The following is a 17,452-nucleotide window of genomic DNA, read 5'->3' as shown; positions in this document are numbered from 1 at the left end:
TTCCGGTGCGGGAGAGGTCGTCACGGCTTTCACCCTACGAACGCGAAAGGGAGATATCGGACTTCAGGTCCTTACGAAACACGGACGTCGCGGCGGGATCGCGGCACACGGGTGCGGCCGGTGGGACGCTGGATCCATGCAGCAGCCGTACGAATCCGCAGGTGCCGGACCTGCCCCGGGCGGGCCCGGACAGAGGGCCCGCGTCCTTGTCGTCGACGACGATCCCACCGTCGCCGAGGTGGTCTCCGGCTACCTCGACCGCGCCGGGTATGTCGTGGACCGTGCCGGGGACGGACCCGCCGCGCTCGCCCGTGCCGCCGCGCACTGGCCGGACCTGGTGGTGCTGGACCTGATGCTGCCCGGGATGGACGGCCTGGAGGTGTGCCGCAGGATGCGCGGGCACGGGCCCGTGCCGGTCATCATGCTCACCGCGCGCGGTGACGAGGACGACCGGATCCTCGGCCTGGAGGTGGGCGCCGACGACTACGTCACCAAGCCCTTCAGCCCCCGCGAACTGGTCCTCAGGGTGGAGTCGGTACTGCGCCGCACCCGCCCCGCCGCAGGCGCCCGCCCCCTCCGGCTGGCCGGTCTCGTCGTGGACCCCGAGGCCCGCCGCGCCACCAGGAACGGCGAGGAGCTCGCCCTCACCATCCGCGAGTTCGACCTGCTCGCCTTCTTCCTGCGCAACCCCGGCCGGGCGTACTGCCGCGAGGACCTGATGCGCGAGGTGTGGGGCTGGGACTTCGGCGACCTGTCGACGGTCACGGTCCACGTGCGCCGGCTGCGGGGCAAGGTCGAGGAGGATCCGGGCAGACCGCGGCTGATCCAGACGGTGTGGGGGGTCGGTTACCGCTTCGAGGAGCCCGCGCCCCGCGAGGCCCCGACTCTCCGCGAGGAGGCGGTCTGACCATGCGAGCCATGCCCCTCACGTACGCCGTGCGGGCCACGCACACCGTCCACGCCATGCAGACCGTGCACTCCACGCGCGACACGCTGCTCATCGCCCTGTACTCCTTCCTCGGCGCCGCAGCGGCCGGGCTGCTCGGCGCTGTGGCGCTGCGGCTGATCCGGCGGCGGTCGCTGACCGTGTCCCTCGCCGTCGTCGCCGCCGTGGCGGTCACCGCGATGCTCGCGGGAACGCTGGCCGTCGCCTGGGCGATGTTCCTGTCCGCGCATGACCTGGGCGTCGTCACGACCGTCGTGGCCATGGCGGCAGTGGTCTCCCTGGCGACGGCCCTGTTGCTGGGCCGTTGGGTGGTGGCGCGCAGCAAAGCCCTCACGCTCGCCGCGCGTTCCTTCGGCGACGGCGGTGACTTCGCGGCCCCCGACGGCCCGGCGACCGCCGAACTCGCCGCACTGAGCCGGGAGTTGCAGGCGACCAGCGCGAAGCTCGCCGAGTCCCGCGATCGTGAACGCGCGCTGGAGGCCTCCCGCCGCGAACTCGTCGCCTGGATCTCGCACGACCTGCGCACCCCGCTCGCCGGACTGCGGGCGATGTCGGAGGCGCTGGAGGACGGGGTGGCCGCCGACCCGGACCGCTACCTCCGGCAGATCCGGGCCGAGGTGGAACGCCTCAACGACATGGTCGGCGACCTCTTCGAACTCTCCCGCATACACGCCGGGACCCTCGCCCTGTCCCCCTCCCGCATCTCCCTCTACGACCTCGTCGGCGACGCCCTCGCGGGCGCGGACCCGCTCGCCCGCGAGCACGGCGTACGCCTGGTCGGGGGCCGGGTCGAGCCGGTGCCGGTCGAGGTGGACGGCAAGGAGATGAGCCGCGTGCTGGGCAATCTCCTCGTCAACGCGATCCGCCGGACACCGGCCGACGGCACGGTCGCGGTCGCCGCCGAGCGGTCGGACGAGGGGGTCGTCCTGTCCGTCACCGACGGCTGCGGGGGCATCCCGGAGGAGGACCTCCCGCGCGTCTTCGACACCGGCTGGCGCGGCACCCACGCCCGTACGCCCCCCGCCGGAGCGGGCCTGGGCCTCGCCATCGTCCGGGGCATCGTCGAGGCCCACCAGGGGCAGGCCGCCGTCCACAACGTCCCCGGCGGCTGCCGCTTCGAGGTCACGCTGCCCACGGCGGGGGTGTGACGCGCGGGCCCGGCTCGCTACTCCCCGCGCAGCCCGGCCGCCGCGAACTCCCGCATTCCCTCGGTGAAGCCGGTCTCGGGCTTCCAGTCCAGCTCGGCGCGCAGCCGTGCGGAGTCGGCCGTGATGTGGCGTACGTCGCCCAGCCGGTACTCCCCGGTCACCACGGGCTCGGGGCCGCCGTGGGCGGTGGCCAGGGCCCGGGCCATCTCGCCGACGGTGTGCGGCTCGCCGCTTCCGGTGTTGTAGGCGGTGAGGACTCCGCCGCGCGAACCCGCCTCGAGGGCGGCGACGTTGGCCGCGGCCACATCCCGTACGTGGACGAAGTCCCGTCGCTGTCCGCCGTCCTCGAAGACACGCGGCGCCTCGCCACGGGCCAGCGCGGACCGGAAGAACGAGGCGACCCCCGCGTACGGGGTGTCGCGGGGCGTCCCAGGCCCGTACACGTTGTGGTAGCGCAGCGACACCGCCGAACCGTCCGTCGACCGGGCCCAGGCCGCCGCCAGATGTTCCTGGGCGAGCTTGGTCGTCGCGTACACGTTCCGGGGGTCGGCAGGGGCGTCCTCGCGCACCAGACCGGGTGTCAGTTCCTCGCCGCACCGCGGGCACCGGGGCTCGAAGCGACCCGCGTCGAGGTCGGCGACGGTCCGGGGCCCGGGGCGTACCGGCCCGTGCCACTCACACGCGTACGCGCCCTCGCCGTACACGACCATCGACCCGGCGAGCACGAGGTGGCGCACCCCCGCGTCGGCCATCTCGGCGAGCAGCACCGCCGTACCGAGGTCGTTGCGCGACACGTACTCGACCGCGTCGCCGAACCCCTTCCCCAGCCCCACCATCGCCGCCTGATGGCACACGGCGTCCACGCCCGCCAGCGCGCCGCCGACCGCTGTGGCGTCCCGTACGTCCAGGCCGTCGCGCAGGTCGAACACGACCGCCTCGTGTCCCCGCGCGGTCAGCGCCTCGACGACATGGGACCCGATGAACCCGGCACCGCCGGTGACCAGTACTCGCATACGCCGAACGCTAGGACCACGACCGCACCGCGGGGCAGCACCGCGCCCGTCACGTCACGGGTCCGTAAGACCCGCCGTACACCGGCCGGACGTACTCGACCCCGGGGCAGCGACACGCATCCCGGCGTACGGGACCGGGTCCAGGCGGTGATCTTCGCCTATGACGTGGGTCTGGTACGGCCGGCCTAGAACAACGGAAGGGCGTCCGTGTAGGCGTTCACCGGCTTGGCGACCTTCTTGACGGTACGGGCGTCGAGCGCGGCCGGGGCGGAGCTCGTGCCCAGCGTCCCGCCGGGATGCCACGTTCCCGTGACGGCCACCCAGGTGTCGGCGGGCAGGGCCGCCGCCCCGTGGATCCGTACCTTGACGGACTGGGCGTCCGCCGCACAGCAGGTGAAGATGATCCGGGTCAGGTACCAGCCGTCGCCCCCCTTGTCGGGTGTGACGAAACCGGTCATCCGGATGCTGCGGTCCCTGATGTCCCGCTTGTGGTCCTGCTGCACCCGGCTGGTGAACTGGGTGAGCGTCAGCGGGACGGGCGAGGTCGCGGGCAGCGGCTCGAAGTACCGCTGCTCGGTGACGGCCTTGGGCGCCTCGCGCGCGGCGGTGTACGCGCCGAGGGCCGGCGGGGCGTAGAAGAGCAGACTCAACGCGGGGAGGAACAGCAGCCATGCGATGCGCGGCACGGTGGAGTGGTCGTGTCCGTGTCCGTGACCGTGGCTGTCGGCGGCTTCGCCGCTGTCCGGCTGCTGGTTCGACCACGCCTCCGCCACGCCCAGCACGAGCAGCAGCACCCCCGACGCGACCAGCATCGGACGCATCCCCTCCTTGACGAACCTGAGGCTCAGGTCGGTGAAGAGCGAGGCGTGCAGCAGGCCGAGGCCGCTGAGGACGAGCAGGGTCACCTGGAAGGGGCGTCTCACAGCAGGACTCCTCCGATGAGCGCGCTGCACAGGATCGCGACGACCGTCGTGGCCGTGGAGAAACGGACCGCGAAGGCCCGGCCGAAGGTGCCTGCCTGAAGGGCGATCAGTTTCAGGTCGACCATCGGTCCGACGACCATGAACGTCAGCCGGGCGACGGGCGAGAAGCCGGTGAGCGAGGCCGCGACGAACGCGTCGGCCTCGGAGCACACCGCGAGCAGGACGGCGAGTGCCGCCAGGAACAGCACCGACAGCCAGGGCGAGCCGGAGAACGCGTCGAGCACGGTGCGCGGGACCGCCACGTTGAACGTGGCCGCCGCCATGGCCCCGAGGACCAGGAAGCCGCCCGCGTGCAGGAAGTCGTGCTGGAAACCGCGTCGGAACTCCCGCAGACGGCTCTGCTCGGGCTGGTGCCCGGTGTGCCGTACGGCAGGCTTGAGCCACTTCTCGCGGCCCAGGAAGAGCCACAGCCAGCCCATCACCGCGGCGGTGGCGAGCGAGGCGAGGAGCCGGGCCAGCACCATCTCGGGGTGGCCGGGGAAGGCGATGGCGGTGGCGGTCAGCACGACCGGGTTGATGGCGGGCGCCGAGAGCAGGAACGCGAACGCGGCGGCCGGGGTGACTCCCCGGCCGATCAGGCTGCTCGCCACCGGAACCGACGCGCATTCGCAGCCGGGCAGGACGACTCCGGCGACTCCGGCGACCGGGACGGCGAGCACGGGTCGCCGGGGCAGCACCCGGGTGAACACCCGCGCCGGTACGAACGCGTTGATCGCGCCGGACAGCGCCGTGCCGAGCAGCAGGAACGGCAGCGCCTGCACGGTGACGGCGAGGCAGACGGTCCGCCAGGCCTGCATGGCCGGCTGGTCCATCCACCGGCTGAGGACGTAGAGCACCGGCCCGGACAGGGCGCACGCTCCGAGCAGAAGGGGCCAGTGGCGGGGCCAGTCGCGCCGGGTGCCGGTGGCACTCGTCTCCGCCGCGGGAACCGCGACAGCCGCCTCCGCCTCCGTTTCCGCTTCCGTGGAGGGTACGTCCGCCCCCACGGCCCGTTCATCTGTCTTCTGCACGCCCGCTCCGAATCTCGGATGATCGCACCGAACATAGCGGGCCTCGGCCCCACGGCTCACCACGACTTCACCACTTCTCAGTCATGAGTGGGACCACTGCGGCGAACGGCGACTCAGGACGTCGGAACGCCCGTGCGTCCGGAGCCCTCTCTAGGGGTGGTGGGCGGGAGCCGCGCCGGGTCTCGGGCCGGGTTGTTATATTGCGCAACCATGCAAGCGAGGCGTCCCCGCAACGCCTGACATATGCCTGAACGGCCCGACCGTTTCGTGGGAGTGCGAACATGACTGACCCTGGGGACGGCCCCGCCGGAAACGCCACACGCATCCACGCACGCGGGGTGCCCCGGCAGCGCCACACCTCCGGTTCCGTGACCTCCGGTTCCGGGGCCTCCCGTTCCGCGCCCTCCCGGACGGGGTCCCGTGCGCGGCCCAAGGTCGGTGCCGGCGGGCGCCGGGCCCGGCCCGCACGCCGGGGCGGGCGGATACTGCGGACGGCCGCGATAACGCTGTCGGTGCTGGTGTTGGCCACCTCGGGCGTGGGGTGGTGGTTCTACGAGCATCTGAACGGCAACCTCCACAGCGTCCCGTTGACCGACGGCACGGGCAGCGACAGCGCCGGCAAGGAGAAGCCCGACGCCTTCGGCAGGACCCCGATCAACCTGCTGGTGATGGGCAGCGACGGCCGTACCGACGCGAGCGACTGCAAGCTCGGCGGCGGCTGTTCGAAGACCGGTGTGCAGTCCGGGTCCAACGCGGACGTGGAGATGGTGATGCACATATCCGCCGACCGCTCCAACGCCACCGTGATGAGCATCCCCCGCGACACCATGACCACCGTCCCCGCCTGCAAGGACTCCGAGACCGGCATGTCCACCAAGGGCTACACCGGCATGGTCAACAGCGCCCTGGAGTATGGGCCCGCCTGCCAGGTGGCCACCGTCCACCGGCTCACCGGCATCCCCATCGACCACTTCGTCAAGCTCGACTTCTCCGGCGTGGTGAAGATGTCCGACGCGGTGGGCGGGGTGTCCGCCTGCGTCGACAAGGACGTCTACGACACCTACTCGCACCTGAAGCTCGCCGAGGGCACGCACACCCTCAAGGGGGTCGCCGCCCTGGAGTTCGTCCGCTCCCGGCACGGCTTCGGCGACGGCAGCGACCTGGGGCGCACCTACTCCCAGCACATCTTCCTCAGTTCGATGATCCGCAAGTTCAAGAGCGCCGGGACCCTCACCGACCCCACCGCCGTGTACCACCTGGCCGACGCCGCCACCAAGGCCCTCACCGTCGACACCGGCCTGGGCAGCGTCAGGAAGCTGATCGGGCTCGCCGCCGACGTGGACAAGGTCCCGGCGAAGCGCATCACCTTCACCACCATGCAGACGGCGCCGGACCCGGGCGACAGCAACCGGCTCGTGCCCGCCGCCACCGCCCAGAGCCTGTTCGCCACCATCGCGGACGACCGGTCCCTGACCGGCGCGTCCGGCGAGAAGACGGCCGCTGCCTCCGCGACGGCCAAAGACACGCCCACGGCCACCGCCTCCGCGATCCCCGCCGCACGGATCGCGCTGACCGTGGAGAACGGCACCACCGTCGCCGGCCGGGCCTCCGCCGTCGCCACCGCCCTGATCGACAAGGGCTTCAGCTCCGGCACGACCACGGGCAACGCCGCCGGCACCACGTCCAGGACCACCCTCACCTACGGCAGCGGGCACAAGGCCGAGGCCCAGACCGCCGCCAAGGCCCTGGGCCTGCCCTCCTCCCATCTCGACCAGAGCGGCGCCGCCGGCACCGGCCTGACCCTGGTCATCGGGACCGACTGGACGAGCGGCACCACCTACCCCGCCACCGCCCCGGCCGACACCAAGGCCGCCACCGCCGACGCCCATGCCGAGACCGCCGACCAGTCCAAAACCTGCGCCAAGGTCAGCCCCTACAGGACCGTCGAACTCAACGGCGTCGCCATGACCCCCAGCCAGGCCTACCGAGCGGCCACCGGCACCAAGGACTCGGCACCCTGAGCCGGTGCTCAAAACCTTTGGAGGCCGCGCAATCCGGGAATCACCACACTGGCACGCCGGCCACCCCGTGTTCTGGTCCCTCGACCGGTCACTGGCTCGAGCCTTCTAAGGAGACGGTGTGACCTATGCGCCCGGCCTCCGGCAGGAGGATCGAGTGGAGTTCGAACGAGTGCTGCAGTGCGCGCTCGACGTCACCGACATCCGTTCCGCACTGCTCCGCGACCCCACCGGAAGAGCCGCGAGACGGCTGCGGGACCTGGCGCTGGAAGCCACGGAGGAGATCGCGGCCGCCGTCGGCGACGAGTACCGCGACTACCTCGCCGCCCTCGAGACCCGGGACGCCCGTGAGGCAGCCGGGGGCGAACTGTGGCCCGTTCTCGCCGTGCTCACCCCCCTGGTGGCGGCCGCCGCGTCGGCGGTGCTCCTGCTGATGGGGTACGGACTGCGTCTCATCGAGGCGGCCCCCCGTTTCGCCGCGTCGGTGATCACGGCGGGCTGGGTACTCGCACTCACCGCGGCGGTGACCGTGAGCATCGGTCTGTGGGCCCTGTTGCGCACGGCCCTGCGCCGACGCGAGAGCACGTGCGACGGCCGGGGGTCTGCCGGTGGAACCGATGTGGACCGGGCCCGGGAGAGATGGCGGCAGGCCCTGCTGGAGCGGGGTTTGCTGCCCTACCTGCGAAGCCACCTGCCCGAGTAGCCGGCCGGACGACGGGAGCAGCCGGTTCGAGGGCGGGAGCGGCGGGTTCGACGACGGGAGCGGCAGATTCGACGGCGGCGCCCTGGTGACCCACGCCTAAACTGGGTCGGCGCGAACGTGGGCACGGATGCCCGGGGCGGGACGGGAGAAAGACTGTGACGGCAGACGTCGGTGGCTTCGAGGATCCGCCCGCCGAGGTGCTGGCGGACGCGGCCGCCGCGTTCGGACTGCTGGCCTCCTCGCCCCGACTGCACATCATGTGGGCCCTCGCACAGGGGGAGAGCGACGTGACCCACCTCGCGGAGCGCGTGGGCGGGGCCCTGCCCGCCGTCAGCCAGCACCTGTCGAAGCTGAAGCTCGCGGGCCTCGTCCGCTCCCGCCGCGAGGGCCGCCGGCAGGTCTACTACGTCGACGATGCCGACGTCGTGACCGTGGTGCGCGTGATGGTCGGACAGTTGGCCGCCCGGACCGAGGAGGCATCGGCACCGGTACGCACGCTGCGCGGGATCGGTGGCTGAGACGTCCACGACCGCGGGAGGGGGCACCGAGTGCCCCGCTTCCGCGGACGCCCCGGCGGCGGGGAAACCCCGGGCCGTCCCACCCGCTTCGGGCGGGGGACTCGGCGACCCGACCGCGCTCCAGCTGCTCCGGCGGCTGGACAGCGGTCCGCGGGGGCTGACGGAGACGCAGGCCGAGGAACGCCTCGCCCGGTTCGGGGAGAACACCCTGCCCGCCCGGCGGCCCGTGCCCTGGGCGTGGCGGTTCCTGCGCAGTCTGCGGGATCCGTTCACCGCCGTACTGCTCTGCCTCGGCCTGGTCTCGGCGCTCGTGGCCTCCTGGGGCACCGCGAGCGTGATCACCGTACTGGTGGTGGTCAGTTGTGTGCTGCGGTCGTCCGGTGAGCACCGGGCGGACCGTTCGATCACGGCGCTGCGCGAACTGGTCGCCGGCACCGCCACCGTGCTGCGCAGGACCGATGCGGACGCGGTGCCCACGGACCGGGACCTCCCGGTCGACCAGCTGGTGCCGGGGGATGTGATCCGGCTCGGTCCGGGCGACCTGGTCCCCGCCGACGTACGACTGCTGCGGGCCAGTGGGCTGACCGTCTACCAGGCCGCGCTCACCGGCGAGTCGGCGCCGGTCGCCAAGTACCCCGTCGACGCGCCGGGCGCCGGCGCGGGTCAGCTGTTCGAACAGCCACAACTGTGCTTCCAGGGCAGCGGCGTCGCCTCCGGCAGCGGCACCGCCCTGGTCGTGGCGACCGGCGCGCACACACGGTTCGCGGCGAGCCACCGGGACCTGGGGCGGCGGGAGGCGAGCGCCTTCGACCGGTCCGTGCACGGCATCTCCTGGATCCTCGTCCGGTTCACGCTGCTCCCGCTGCTCGCCGCCGTCCTCGGCCTGTACGCGGCCGGACTGGTGGTCACGCGGTCACGTTACGAACGCCGTCGCGCCGAGGACGAGGCCGAGGACGGCCGCGGGTACGGGTTCGAGCATGAGTTCACGCACAGTGATCGGGGTCGGCGCGGCGAGCGCAACCACGACGGAGGGTGACGCTGGCTTACTCTTCCCTCCATCGATTCGCCTCGGCGCACCGGTGAACGGGCGGAAGAGAGAAGGCGGGACATGGCCGCATCCTGGACGCGGTGGCGGTGGCTCACTCTGCTGGTTTTCGGCCTGGCCCTCTACGTCATCGTGCGGGCGGCCAACACCCCGCAGGCCACTCCTTCGCACGTCCCCCCTCCGCACGCCACTCCTTCGCTCGCCACCACGCCGTCCGGGAACGCGCCGTCCGGGACCACTCCGCCCGGGACCACTCGGACTCCGGCAGATGTGGTCTATCCGTAGGACAGGGCGGAGTGTGGTGAGAACGAGGCCGAGGCCCGCATCCCGGCCGTCTACGAGGCGGGTTCGGCGGTCCACGTGATGTGCGGGGGTTCGACCCGCGCGCACAGGGGGTTGCCGTACGCGTCGGTCAGACCGAGGCGTCCGACCAGAAGGCCCGTGTGCGCGGCGGCGGCCAGCACCTCGGCGGGGATGACGTCGAGCATGAGCTTGGCGCGGCGGAACATGCTGAAGACGCCCGACCCGTCGACCGTGCCCCACGACAGGTAGATGAACCGGCGGCCCAGACGGTCCTGCACGTAAGGCCCTTTGACCTCCGTGCCGGCCGGCGAGGTGACCGCGGTGCACTCCAGGGTCCAGGTCGCGGACGCGGCGTCACCGGGCTGCGGTTCGAGGAGCTCGGCCGGACGGTCCCGGCGTTGTACGGCGACGTGGATGTTGCCGTACGTCGGCACGCCGCGGTCGGCGGGGGCCGGACAGGTGCGGCCGGGCAGGTCCACGGCGTCGATACGGATGCGCATGCCGACCATCATCCCGCCCTCCCGTCGGTGTCGTTGATGGAGTCGACCTCCGTTCAGCAGCCGGTGGCGGTCGGGGTGAACTCCATGCGGGTGTGCTCGTCCGCGCCGCGGGCTTCGTCGTAGGTGGCCGGGGTGACCTGGTACCAGACGTCGTCCTTGGCGGTGTCGCCGTCGACGTTGTCCAGACTCACGCACCACCGTTGCGACCGAACGGTTCGTGTGTACGTCTCGGTGCCGCTGCGGACCTTCTTGCAGGTCCGGTACCGCTCCGTCGTGTACCAGGTGCGGGTCGTCCTGCGGGTGCCCGTGCCCGTGCGTTCCGTGTGCCTGACCCGCCTGGTGGCGGACGTGCACTTCTTGACCAGGTGCGGGCGGGTGGCCCTGGTGGTCTTCTTGGCGAGGCGGCGGACCGAGTCCCTGAGCCCGGAGACGGTGTCAGGGCTCGGCGCGGCCTGCCGGACGGTGCCCGTATCGCTTCGGCCGACGTCGGTCACGGCTCCCGGGTCCTCGCCGCCTGTACCGCCCCCACCGCCCTCACCGCCGCAGGCGCCCAGCCCCGCTATGAGAACCGCGGTCGCCGCGGCCACTATCAGTCGCTTGCCGAACATGTCTCCCCTTGAGGTCAGCGGCGGTCAGCGTAACGGATCATGCCGAATCCCATCGGTCCCGGAGACCAGTGCCCAGTGCCCGCACCGGCTCAGTCAAAGGCGGGTGACGCCTCCGGCGAGGATGCCTTCGCCGGCAGTTGGAACCACATGGTCTTGCCGGTCGCCGTACGGGTGCTGCCCCAGGCCTCGGCGAGCAGATCGAGCAGGTCGATGCCACGTCCGCCCTCCGCGTCGGCGTCGACGAGGCGCCGTACGGGCCCGGTGGGGTCGGTGTCCTCGACCTCGCACCGCAGCCGGGAGTCGCGCGCCTGCAGGTTGAGCCGCAGCGGGCCGCGCGTGTGGCACAGGGCGTTGGTGACCAGTTCGCTGACCAGGAGCTCGGCCGTGTCGGTCAGGTCCCGCAGACCCCAGTCGTCCAGCTGTGCGGTCACCAGGCGTCGGGCCCGGCGGGCCGAGGTCAGGTCGCGCGGCAGGGGCCAGGACGCGTCCCGGTCGGTGGCGCGGCCGCGCGGGGCGTCAAGGGGCCGTACGGGGGCCAGCGCGCGCGACCAGAGAGCCTGGTGCCGGGTGATCCACGAGCTCGGTGCGGCCTTGTGCCCCGGCTCTGCCTGTCGGCGGCGGTACAGCCGGGCAACGAATCCCCCGCGGGAGGTCACGGTGAGGCCGATGGCCTGGAAGGCCATGGAGAATCAGTCCCTTCTGGAGTGTCGGCGGCCATGGTTGCCGCGGCGGCGGAGGTCCGCCGGTGACCGGGCCGTGCGTGCCAGGTCCCGCATTCATTCACGTAGCACTCGCTACATTTCAAATATACGTGTAGCGGGCGCTACAGTAAATACCCGAGCTAAGGCAAACAAAATGGACATGCCGGTCCCGACCGGCAACCCCGACCGCACTTGGGAGCCCCCATGCCGCGCCCGCCCGACCCGGCCAAACGGCGCGACCTGCTGGACCAGGTCCGCGAGTACATGATCCGCAACGGCCTGGCGGACCTGTCCCTCCGCCCGCTGGCCCGGGCCCTGGGCACCAGCGACCGCATGCTCCTGTACTACTTCGGCACCAAGGAACGCATGGTCGCCGAGGCACTCGCCCTGGACGAGCGACGACCGCTCCTGCGTGCCCGGAGCCTGCTCGACGCCGTCGACGGTCCCAGGGGCCCGGAGTGGCTCCGCGGCTTCTTGGAGGACGTCTGGCAGCAGTTCGACGACCCCTACCTGCGCGCCGCGTTTCCCCTCTACGTCGAGATCCTGACCGCGAGCCTGTTTCACCCCGACCGGTACGGGCCCGTCATGCGCGACGTGCTCACCGAGTGGACGGACCGGCTCACCTCCGTCTTCCGGGACATGGGCCTGCCGGAGGCGCGAGCCCGCACGGAGGCCGTCCTTCTGGTCGACTCGGCCTTCGGTCTGCTCGTCGCACCCCTGACCGGCGGCGACTGGGACGAAGCCGACGCGGCCTTCCATGCCCTCCTCGACCGCCTCGAACCCGGCTGGCGAATCGCATAGCGAACGCCGCCGTGCCGTTCGTGACGCCGCGCGAGGGGTCGTACGAGCCGGTATGTTGTGAATGAAGGGCATATGTCCGCCCCCTGCGGGAGACCCACCACGCGCAGGATCACTGCTTCCGCACATCGGAGTGGGCGATGCGTCGACGTCGAGAAGAAAGACATCCGCATGGACCTGAAACTCGAAGTCATCGTGTTGCCCGTCTCCGACGTCGACCGGGCCAGGAGTTTCTACGAGGCGGCGGGATTTCGGATGGACGCCGACCACGCCGCCAATGACGAATACCGCGTGGTGCAGTTCACGCCGCCCGGCTCCGAATGCGCCATCATCTTCGGCAAGGGGGTCACCTCCGCCGAGCCCGGCTCGGTCCGAGGCCTGTACCTCATCGTCCCGGACATCGAGAAGGCCCACGCGGAACTCAGCGGCCGAGGCGTCGAGATGAGCGAGGTGTTCCACGACGCCGGAGGTATCTTCCAGCACGGCCACGGCGCCCAGGGGGTCACCTACCAGGGTGGCGAGGCGGAACGGGTGCCCGGCCCGCACCCCGACCGCGCCGACTACGGCTCCTACGCCACCTTCAGCGACCCGGACGGCAACGGCTGGGTGCTCCAGGAAGTGAGGAAGCGGGCCCCCGGCCGCTGACAGCACGTGCCCATGACAGGAGAACAGGGCTGATACCCGGAGGCGGAGATGACGGGCAGCGAACCCGACCACGGCCACGGCCATGACCTCGCCGGCCGGACGGTCGTGGTCATCGGCGCCAGCGCGGGAATCGGACTCGAGACCGCCCGCCAGGTACGTGCGGAGGGCGGCGCGGTGGTCCTGGTCGGCCGCAACCCCGAACGGCTGCGGCAGGCCGCGCTGGAGCTGGACCCCGTGGGCGCGGCCGCGTTCGACGCCACCGACACCGACCGCCTCCAGGAGTTCTTCCAGGATCTGCCCGGCCCGGTCGACCATGTGCTGGTCACCGCCGGCCGCCCCTACTACATGCCGTTGGAGAGCATGGACCTCGCCGCCGCCCGCCGCGCCTTCGACGAGCGCATCGGCATGACCCTCGGGGTCGCCCTCCACAGCCGTGACAGGATCCGGGCCGGCGGCACCCTGCTGTTCATCGGCGGCACCGGCGGCCGACGCCCCGGTGTCGGCCTGGCCATCGCCTCGGCCGCCACCGCGGCCCTGCCCGCCCTCGTCGCCAACCTCGCGCTCGAAATGGCGCCGGTCCGGGTGAATCTCATCGCCGCCGGATTCGTCGACACCCCCCTGTCGGCCTCGCTGCTGGGGGACGAGGTCGACGCCCGGCGCGAGGAACTGCGGACCACGCTTCCCATCCGACGGGTGGTCGGCCCGGCCGACGTCGCCGCTCTCGCCGTACACATCATGTGCAACGGCGCGCTGACCGGCGCGACGTACGACATCGACGGCGGCCAGCAACTCCTCTCTCACTGACACAGGGTCGGGTACCGCTACGACGGTGCGCGCAGCGCGTCGACCGGTTCCATGCGGGCGGCGCGCAGTGAGGGGTAGAGGCCCGCGAGCAGTCCGACGAGGGCTCCGGCGAGCGGGGCCCCGAGCGCGAGCCGCAGGTCGAGCACCGGCGTCCACTGCTTGACGACGGCGACGCTCACCACGACCGCGATGCCCAGGGCCGCGACGTCGCCGACCGGATCGGCGCCACCCCCGCGCGGGTCGCCCTCGCCTGGCTCGTCGCCCAGGGCCCGCACGTCGTCCCCATCCCCGGCACCAAGACCCCGAAGTACCTCGCCGACAACGCGGGCGCCGCGGACGTCCAGCTGTCCGCGGCCGACCTCGCCGACCTCAACGCCATCCCGGCCCCCGTCGGCGCCCGGTACTGACCGGCCCACGCGGGCGGCGGGCGGTCGGCCGACTCCGACCGGCGACGACCCCGAGGGCACGGTGACGTCGCGCCCTCGGGGTCGTGTCCGCCCAGCCGGGTCCAGGGTTCAGTCCACCGTGAAGTAGTAGTCGTATGCCGCCAGTTGGATGCCGGAGCGGGTCGTGGCGTACACCGTGAGGTAGTGGTAGCCGTCCGAGGCCGGGGTCCAGTCGACGCTCGCGGCGTGGTGGGCGCCCGCGGGGACCGTGACCTCCGGGTCCCCGTCGAAGGAGTACGTGTAGCTCGCGACGCCCTTCACCTTCGGCGTGAACGTGAAGGTGCCCGGGACGCCCACACCACCGCCGGAACCGTTCTCGGGGTAGATGTCCGAAGCGACGGTGGGAGTGGTGTCGTAGCTGATGCCCCACGATGCCGCGTCGGTGACCCAGCCGTTCGCGCTCTTGCTGGTCACCCGGAGATGCTCGCCGTAGATGCCGTCCAGCGCGAGTTTGATCTTCGCCGTGCCATCGGCCGCCGCCGCGACGTCGATGGTCTTGTCGCCGCCCTGACCGCCGATGGTCTGCACGGAGTAACTGACGACCGGGCTCTTCGACTGGAGCGCGGCGTCGGGCCGGAGCGTGAACGTGGTCGGCTTGCCGTACTCGGGCGACGCGACGGCCGGGGTGACGGTGGGCGCCGTGGAGCCGACGCGGAACGAGTAGCTGGTGATCGCGGACCCGTTGAAGGCGCGGTCCAGGCTTCGGACCCACAGGGTCATCAGACCTGCGCCGCTCGGCGGGACCAGACTGAGCGTGGCCGAACCGCCGGGGGCGTCGGCGCGCGTGAAGTATCTGGGGTCCGAGTAGGGGTCTTCGGGCTGCGGAATGCCGTGGTCGCCGATGTTGGTGCCGATGACCGGGAGGTCCTGCTGCCAGGAGTACTCGAACCCGGTGACATCGTCGGCGCCGTTGGCGTTCAGCGTGAACGTGACCGGCTCGCCGCCCTGGTTCCACACGTCCGGCGGGTAGTTCGGCGAGGAGATGGTGGGCGTGCTCGCCGGACGGGTGTTGTCGATCGTGACGTAGCAGGGAGCGGACCAGTCCGAGGCCGCGGTCCCGGCCACCGTCTGCGCCCGCCACGCGTAGCTCTGCCCGTCGGTGAGCGCGTCGGCGGGCAGGTTCGCGACGGCCTCGAACCCGGGGGTGGCGTAGGTACGGGTGACCGTCGTGGTCTGCGTCGGGTCGGTGACCGGCCACACCTGATACCGCACGCTGACCGGGGAGTTGCCGGTGGTGTCGGTGGTCCCGGGGATGCCCTCGACGTCAAGGCCGTTGCGTGCCCAGAGGTAGGTGGGTCGGTCCGCGTCGGTCGAGCAGTTCCGGTAGCCGTTGAAGAGCTGGGTGGGTGTGGTGGGCGTTGCGTCGGCCGCGCTCGCGGGCGACACGGCGGCGGCCAGTGACAGGCCGAGGGTTCCCAGAGAAGCGAGGACGACGCGCGAGCGCGCGCCGAAGGACATGGTCAAGTGATCCCTCCCGTTTGGATGCCCGCACACGGCGCCTGGATACGCACTGGCGTACGGGCGGCGGGGGGATCGTATGGGGTGGCGCAGGCCGAACGCATGAGAATTTAAGGGGCAGTTGAGGGAACAGCGCGAGCCTTGCCGAGCGGGCACGCCGGACAGGCCCCGTCCGCTGCTGTCGGACAGGCCCAGTCCGCTGTCGCCGGGATCCGCACTCTGACAACTTCCTGATATCCGCGATCCAGGCTGGGTCCATGCCCCTGGGCGCTTCGGCGCCGGCGTCACGCCGGGCCGCGTCGACACCGCGCCGCTTCTCCCCGGGGCCGACTTCCCACGACTCGGTGGCAGACACCACCCGACGCGAACGACGGAGATCCCATGCACCGCACCCGCCCGGCCGTCGCCCTTGTCGCCCTGTCCGTCGCGGCCTGCCTTCTGGCCGGCTGCAGCACCGGACCAGGCGACGAGAGCGACCGTACGAAGGCGTCCACCGCCGCGGCCCGAGCGGCGAGCGCACCGCACATACGACTGAACGCGACCGACGGGCAGCAGCACGTCTCCGTCCGGCGCGGTGGCCGTGTCACGGTCGAGGCCGGGAAGATCACCCAAGTGTCCCTGGCCACGGCGAACGGCGGGGTCGTACCCGGCGCCGTGTCCTCGGACGGCAGGACCTGGGCACCGGATGCCGTCCTCGACCACGGCACCGCCTACCGGCTGACCGTGGTGGCCGCGGGCGCCGAGGGACGCAAGGAGACGAAGAAGATCGCCTTCACGACCGTCGCCGAGACCGACCGTTTCACCGGCGCGTTCACCCCGGACAACGGATCCACGGTCGGTGTGGGGATGCCGGTCTCGTTCACCTTCGACAAGGCGATCACCGACAAGAAGTCGGTCGAGTCGGCCATCGAGGTCAGCTCCAGCAGCGGACAGGCCGTCGTCGGCCACTGGTTCGGCGCGCAGCGCCTCGACTTCCGTCCGCAGCAGTACTGGAAGGCCCGCTCCACCATCACCGTCAAGATCCGTCTCGACGGGGTGAAGGGCGCCAAGGGCGCCTATGGCGAACAGGACAGGACGGTCCGCTTCACCGTCGGCCGCGGTCAGGTCTCCACCGTGGACGCCTCCACGCACCGGATGACGGTCGTCCGCGACGGCAAGACCCTGAAGACGCTGCCCATCACGGCGGGCGCCCCCGACTCGACCACCTGGAACGGCCAGATGGTGATTTCCGAGAAGCTGATCAGCACCCGGATGAACGGAGCCACGGTGGGCTACGCCGGTCAGTACGACATCCCCGACGTCCCGCACGCCATGCGTCTGTCCACCTCGGGCACGTTCGTCCACGGCAACTACTGGGCCCCCGACTCGGCGTTCGGGCGCTCCAACCTCAGCCACGGCTGTGTGGGCCTCAACGACGCCAAGGGCGGCAACGACTCCCAGCAGGACGCCGCCTGGTTCTACGACAACTCCCTCATCGGTGACGTGGTCGTGGTGCGCAACTCCGACGACCGGACGATCGCCCCCGACAACGGCCTCAACGGCTGGAACATGCCGTGGGATCAGTGGAAGGCGGGCTCCGCCGGCTGAGGCGAACTTACCTTTCTCATAGGCGACTTGGCTGAATCGAGGCGGCAGAACGGCCGCTTCTGAACGCCTTCGGTGCGGTGCGTGCGCGAATGATTGCTCAAAGTGTTGTGGTCAATTTGAACGATCAAACTATTGAGATCATTTGTGTGATGAGTAGGTTTCCCCTGACATCGCGCGGACCTCATATCGGACCAGTCCGCCATTGCTAGCATGGCGGG

The 17,452-nt window shown here is 71.4% G+C and carries 19 protein-coding genes and 1 pseudogene; 12 read left to right on the top strand and 8 right to left on the bottom strand.

The features are described 5' to 3' along the window. Positions 1–136: 136 nt before the first annotated feature. Positions 137–907, top strand: coding sequence for a response regulator transcription factor (locus OG819_RS12315; RefSeq protein WP_266649387.1), 771 nt, complete (start codon positions 137–139; stop codon positions 905–907). Positions 908–963: 56 nt separating this feature from the next. Beyond that, the gene (locus tag OG819_RS12310; RefSeq protein WP_266634523.1) at positions 964–2,094 is read left to right on the top strand and encodes a sensor histidine kinase KdpD; all 1,131 of its coding nucleotides are present in this window, start codon (positions 964–966) and stop codon (positions 2,092–2,094) included. Between the two features lie 17 nt (positions 2,095–2,111). Here OG819_RS12310 and OG819_RS12305 read toward each other — a convergent pair whose 3' ends face one another. From OG819_RS12305 to OG819_RS12295, 3 genes are all read right to left on the bottom strand, one after another. Continuing rightward, positions 2,112–3,107: an NAD-dependent epimerase/dehydratase family protein gene (locus OG819_RS12305; RefSeq protein ID WP_266649385.1), complete on the bottom strand. Its 996-nt coding sequence runs from the start codon at positions 3,105–3,107 to the stop codon at positions 2,112–2,114. A 185-nt stretch (positions 3,108–3,292) separates the two neighbouring features. Next, a complete protein-coding gene (locus OG819_RS12300) occupies positions 3,293–4,030 on the bottom strand; it encodes a TIGR03943 family protein (RefSeq protein ID WP_266626719.1) in 738 nt (245 codons plus the stop codon). After that, a complete protein-coding gene (locus tag OG819_RS12295) occupies positions 4,027–5,100 on the bottom strand; it encodes a permease (protein ID WP_266626721.1) in 1,074 nt (357 codons plus the stop codon). Before OG819_RS12295 ends, OG819_RS12300 begins: the two co-directional genes overlap by 4 nt. A gap of 281 nt (positions 5,101–5,381) precedes the next feature. On the opposite strand from OG819_RS12295, the gene OG819_RS12290 reads away from it, so the two are divergent. The 5 genes and pseudogenes from OG819_RS12290 (at position 5,382) to OG819_RS12270 (ending at position 9,669) form a co-directional block, all read left to right on the top strand. Continuing rightward, on the top strand, positions 5,382–7,121 hold the full coding sequence (locus tag OG819_RS12290) for an LCP family protein (RefSeq protein ID WP_266626723.1): 1,740 nt from the start codon (positions 5,382–5,384) through the stop codon (positions 7,119–7,121). A 154-nt stretch (positions 7,122–7,275) separates the two neighbouring features. Next, positions 7,276–7,821: a hypothetical protein gene (locus OG819_RS12285; protein ID WP_266626725.1), complete on the top strand. Its 546-nt coding sequence runs from the start codon at positions 7,276–7,278 to the stop codon at positions 7,819–7,821. A gap of 155 nt (positions 7,822–7,976) precedes the next feature. Beyond that, positions 7,977–8,339 carry a metalloregulator ArsR/SmtB family transcription factor gene (locus OG819_RS12280; protein WP_266626727.1) on the top strand — a complete coding sequence of 121 codons (363 nt, stop codon included), beginning with the start codon at positions 7,977–7,979 and terminating at the stop codon, positions 8,337–8,339. Next, positions 8,332–9,213: pseudogene (locus tag OG819_RS12275) on the top strand (cation-transporting P-type ATPase); the annotation flags it as partial. The gene OG819_RS12280 and the pseudogene OG819_RS12275, both read left to right, overlap by 8 nt. Before the next feature lie 234 nt (positions 9,214–9,447). Next, positions 9,448–9,669: a hypothetical protein gene (locus OG819_RS12270; RefSeq protein ID WP_266649383.1), complete on the top strand. Its 222-nt coding sequence runs from the start codon at positions 9,448–9,450 to the stop codon at positions 9,667–9,669. Between the two features lie 50 nt (positions 9,670–9,719). Here the strand turns inward: OG819_RS12270 and OG819_RS12265 are convergent, their stop codons facing one another. The 3 genes from OG819_RS12265 to OG819_RS12255 form a co-directional block, all read right to left on the bottom strand. Further along, positions 9,720–10,187: a DUF5990 family protein gene (locus OG819_RS12265; protein ID WP_266649382.1), complete on the bottom strand. Its 468-nt coding sequence runs from the start codon at positions 10,185–10,187 to the stop codon at positions 9,720–9,722. Between the two features lie 53 nt (positions 10,188–10,240). Next, on the bottom strand, positions 10,241–10,795 hold the full coding sequence (locus tag OG819_RS12260; RefSeq protein ID WP_266649380.1) for a hypothetical protein: 555 nt from the start codon (positions 10,793–10,795) through the stop codon (positions 10,241–10,243). Positions 10,796–10,884: 89 nt separating this feature from the next. Continuing rightward, positions 10,885–11,478 carry an ATP-binding protein gene (locus OG819_RS12255; RefSeq protein WP_266626743.1) on the bottom strand — a complete coding sequence of 198 codons (594 nt, stop codon included), beginning with the start codon at positions 11,476–11,478 and terminating at the stop codon, positions 10,885–10,887. 222 nt (positions 11,479–11,700) lie between these two features. On the opposite strand from OG819_RS12255, the gene OG819_RS12250 reads away from it, so the two are divergent. The 3 genes from OG819_RS12250 to OG819_RS12240 all read left to right on the top strand — a co-directional run bounded on the left by OG819_RS12250 (position 11,701) and on the right by OG819_RS12240 (position 13,743). After that, a complete protein-coding gene (locus OG819_RS12250; RefSeq protein WP_266649379.1) occupies positions 11,701–12,297 on the top strand; it encodes a TetR/AcrR family transcriptional regulator in 597 nt (198 codons plus the stop codon). A 168-nt stretch (positions 12,298–12,465) separates the two neighbouring features. Then, positions 12,466–12,939, top strand: coding sequence for a VOC family protein (locus OG819_RS12245; RefSeq protein WP_266626747.1), 474 nt, complete (start codon positions 12,466–12,468; stop codon positions 12,937–12,939). Between the two features lie 48 nt (positions 12,940–12,987). Continuing rightward, complete coding sequence (locus OG819_RS12240) at positions 12,988–13,743, top strand: SDR family oxidoreductase (protein ID WP_266626749.1); 756 nt, start codon at positions 12,988–12,990, stop codon at positions 13,741–13,743. A 17-nt stretch (positions 13,744–13,760) separates the two neighbouring features. Here OG819_RS12240 and OG819_RS12235 read toward each other — a convergent pair whose 3' ends face one another. Further along, positions 13,761–14,018 carry a hypothetical protein gene (locus OG819_RS12235; protein WP_266649378.1) on the bottom strand — a complete coding sequence of 86 codons (258 nt, stop codon included), beginning with the start codon at positions 14,016–14,018 and terminating at the stop codon, positions 13,761–13,763. Between OG819_RS12235 and OG819_RS12230 the strand changes: the two genes are divergently transcribed. Further along, a complete protein-coding gene (locus OG819_RS12230) occupies positions 13,899–14,150 on the top strand; it encodes an aldo/keto reductase (protein ID WP_266652675.1) in 252 nt (83 codons plus the stop codon). The two genes, OG819_RS12235 and OG819_RS12230, sit on opposite strands and share 120 nt — an antisense overlap. Before the next feature lie 108 nt (positions 14,151–14,258). Here OG819_RS12230 and OG819_RS12225 read toward each other — a convergent pair whose 3' ends face one another. Continuing rightward, positions 14,259–15,647, bottom strand: coding sequence for a hypothetical protein (locus OG819_RS12225; protein ID WP_266634527.1), 1,389 nt, complete (start codon positions 15,645–15,647; stop codon positions 14,259–14,261). 381 nt (positions 15,648–16,028) lie between these two features. Between OG819_RS12225 and OG819_RS12220 the strand changes: the two genes are divergently transcribed. Continuing rightward, positions 16,029–17,234 (top strand): Ig-like domain-containing protein, encoded by a 1,206-nt coding sequence (locus OG819_RS12220; protein ID WP_266626753.1) that lies wholly within the window; start codon positions 16,029–16,031, stop codon positions 17,232–17,234. Positions 17,235–17,452: the final 218 nt, after the last annotated feature.

The sequence above is a fragment of the Streptomyces sp. NBC_01549 genome, assembly GCF_026339955.1.
Taxonomy (GTDB): domain Bacteria; phylum Actinomycetota; class Actinomycetes; order Streptomycetales; family Streptomycetaceae; genus Streptomyces.
The sequence above is the reverse complement of the archived record's forward strand: the minus strand, read 5'-3'. Positions and strand labels throughout refer to the sequence as shown.

Coding starts and splice junctions, on each gene's coding strand:
- OG819_RS12220 (WP_266626753.1), top strand. CDS start 16,029: ATGCACCGCACCCGCCCGGCCGTCGCCCTTGTCGCCCTGTCCGTCGCG.
- OG819_RS12270 (WP_266649383.1), top strand. CDS start 9,448: ATGGCCGCATCCTGGACGCGGTGGCGGTGGCTCACTCTGCTGGTTTTC.
- OG819_RS12290 (WP_266626723.1), top strand. CDS start 5,382: ATGACTGACCCTGGGGACGGCCCCGCCGGAAACGCCACACGCATCCAC.
- OG819_RS12225 (WP_266634527.1), bottom strand. CDS start 15,647: ATGTCCTTCGGCGCGCGCTCGCGCGTCGTCCTCGCTTCTCTGGGAACC.
- OG819_RS12255 (WP_266626743.1), bottom strand. CDS start 11,478: ATGGCCTTCCAGGCCATCGGCCTCACCGTGACCTCCCGCGGGGGATTC.
- OG819_RS12260 (WP_266649380.1), bottom strand. CDS start 10,795: ATGTTCGGCAAGCGACTGATAGTGGCCGCGGCGACCGCGGTTCTCATA.
- OG819_RS12245 (WP_266626747.1), top strand. CDS start 12,466: ATGGACCTGAAACTCGAAGTCATCGTGTTGCCCGTCTCCGACGTCGAC.
- OG819_RS12240 (WP_266626749.1), top strand. CDS start 12,988: ATGACGGGCAGCGAACCCGACCACGGCCACGGCCATGACCTCGCCGGC.
- OG819_RS12265 (WP_266649382.1), bottom strand. CDS start 10,187: ATGCGCATCCGTATCGACGCCGTGGACCTGCCCGGCCGCACCTGTCCG.
- OG819_RS12310 (WP_266634523.1), top strand. CDS start 964: ATGCAGACCGTGCACTCCACGCGCGACACGCTGCTCATCGCCCTGTAC.
- OG819_RS12315 (WP_266649387.1), top strand. CDS start 137: ATGCAGCAGCCGTACGAATCCGCAGGTGCCGGACCTGCCCCGGGCGGG.
- OG819_RS12250 (WP_266649379.1), top strand. CDS start 11,701: ATGCCGCGCCCGCCCGACCCGGCCAAACGGCGCGACCTGCTGGACCAG.
- OG819_RS12305 (WP_266649385.1), bottom strand. CDS start 3,107: ATGCGAGTACTGGTCACCGGCGGTGCCGGGTTCATCGGGTCCCATGTC.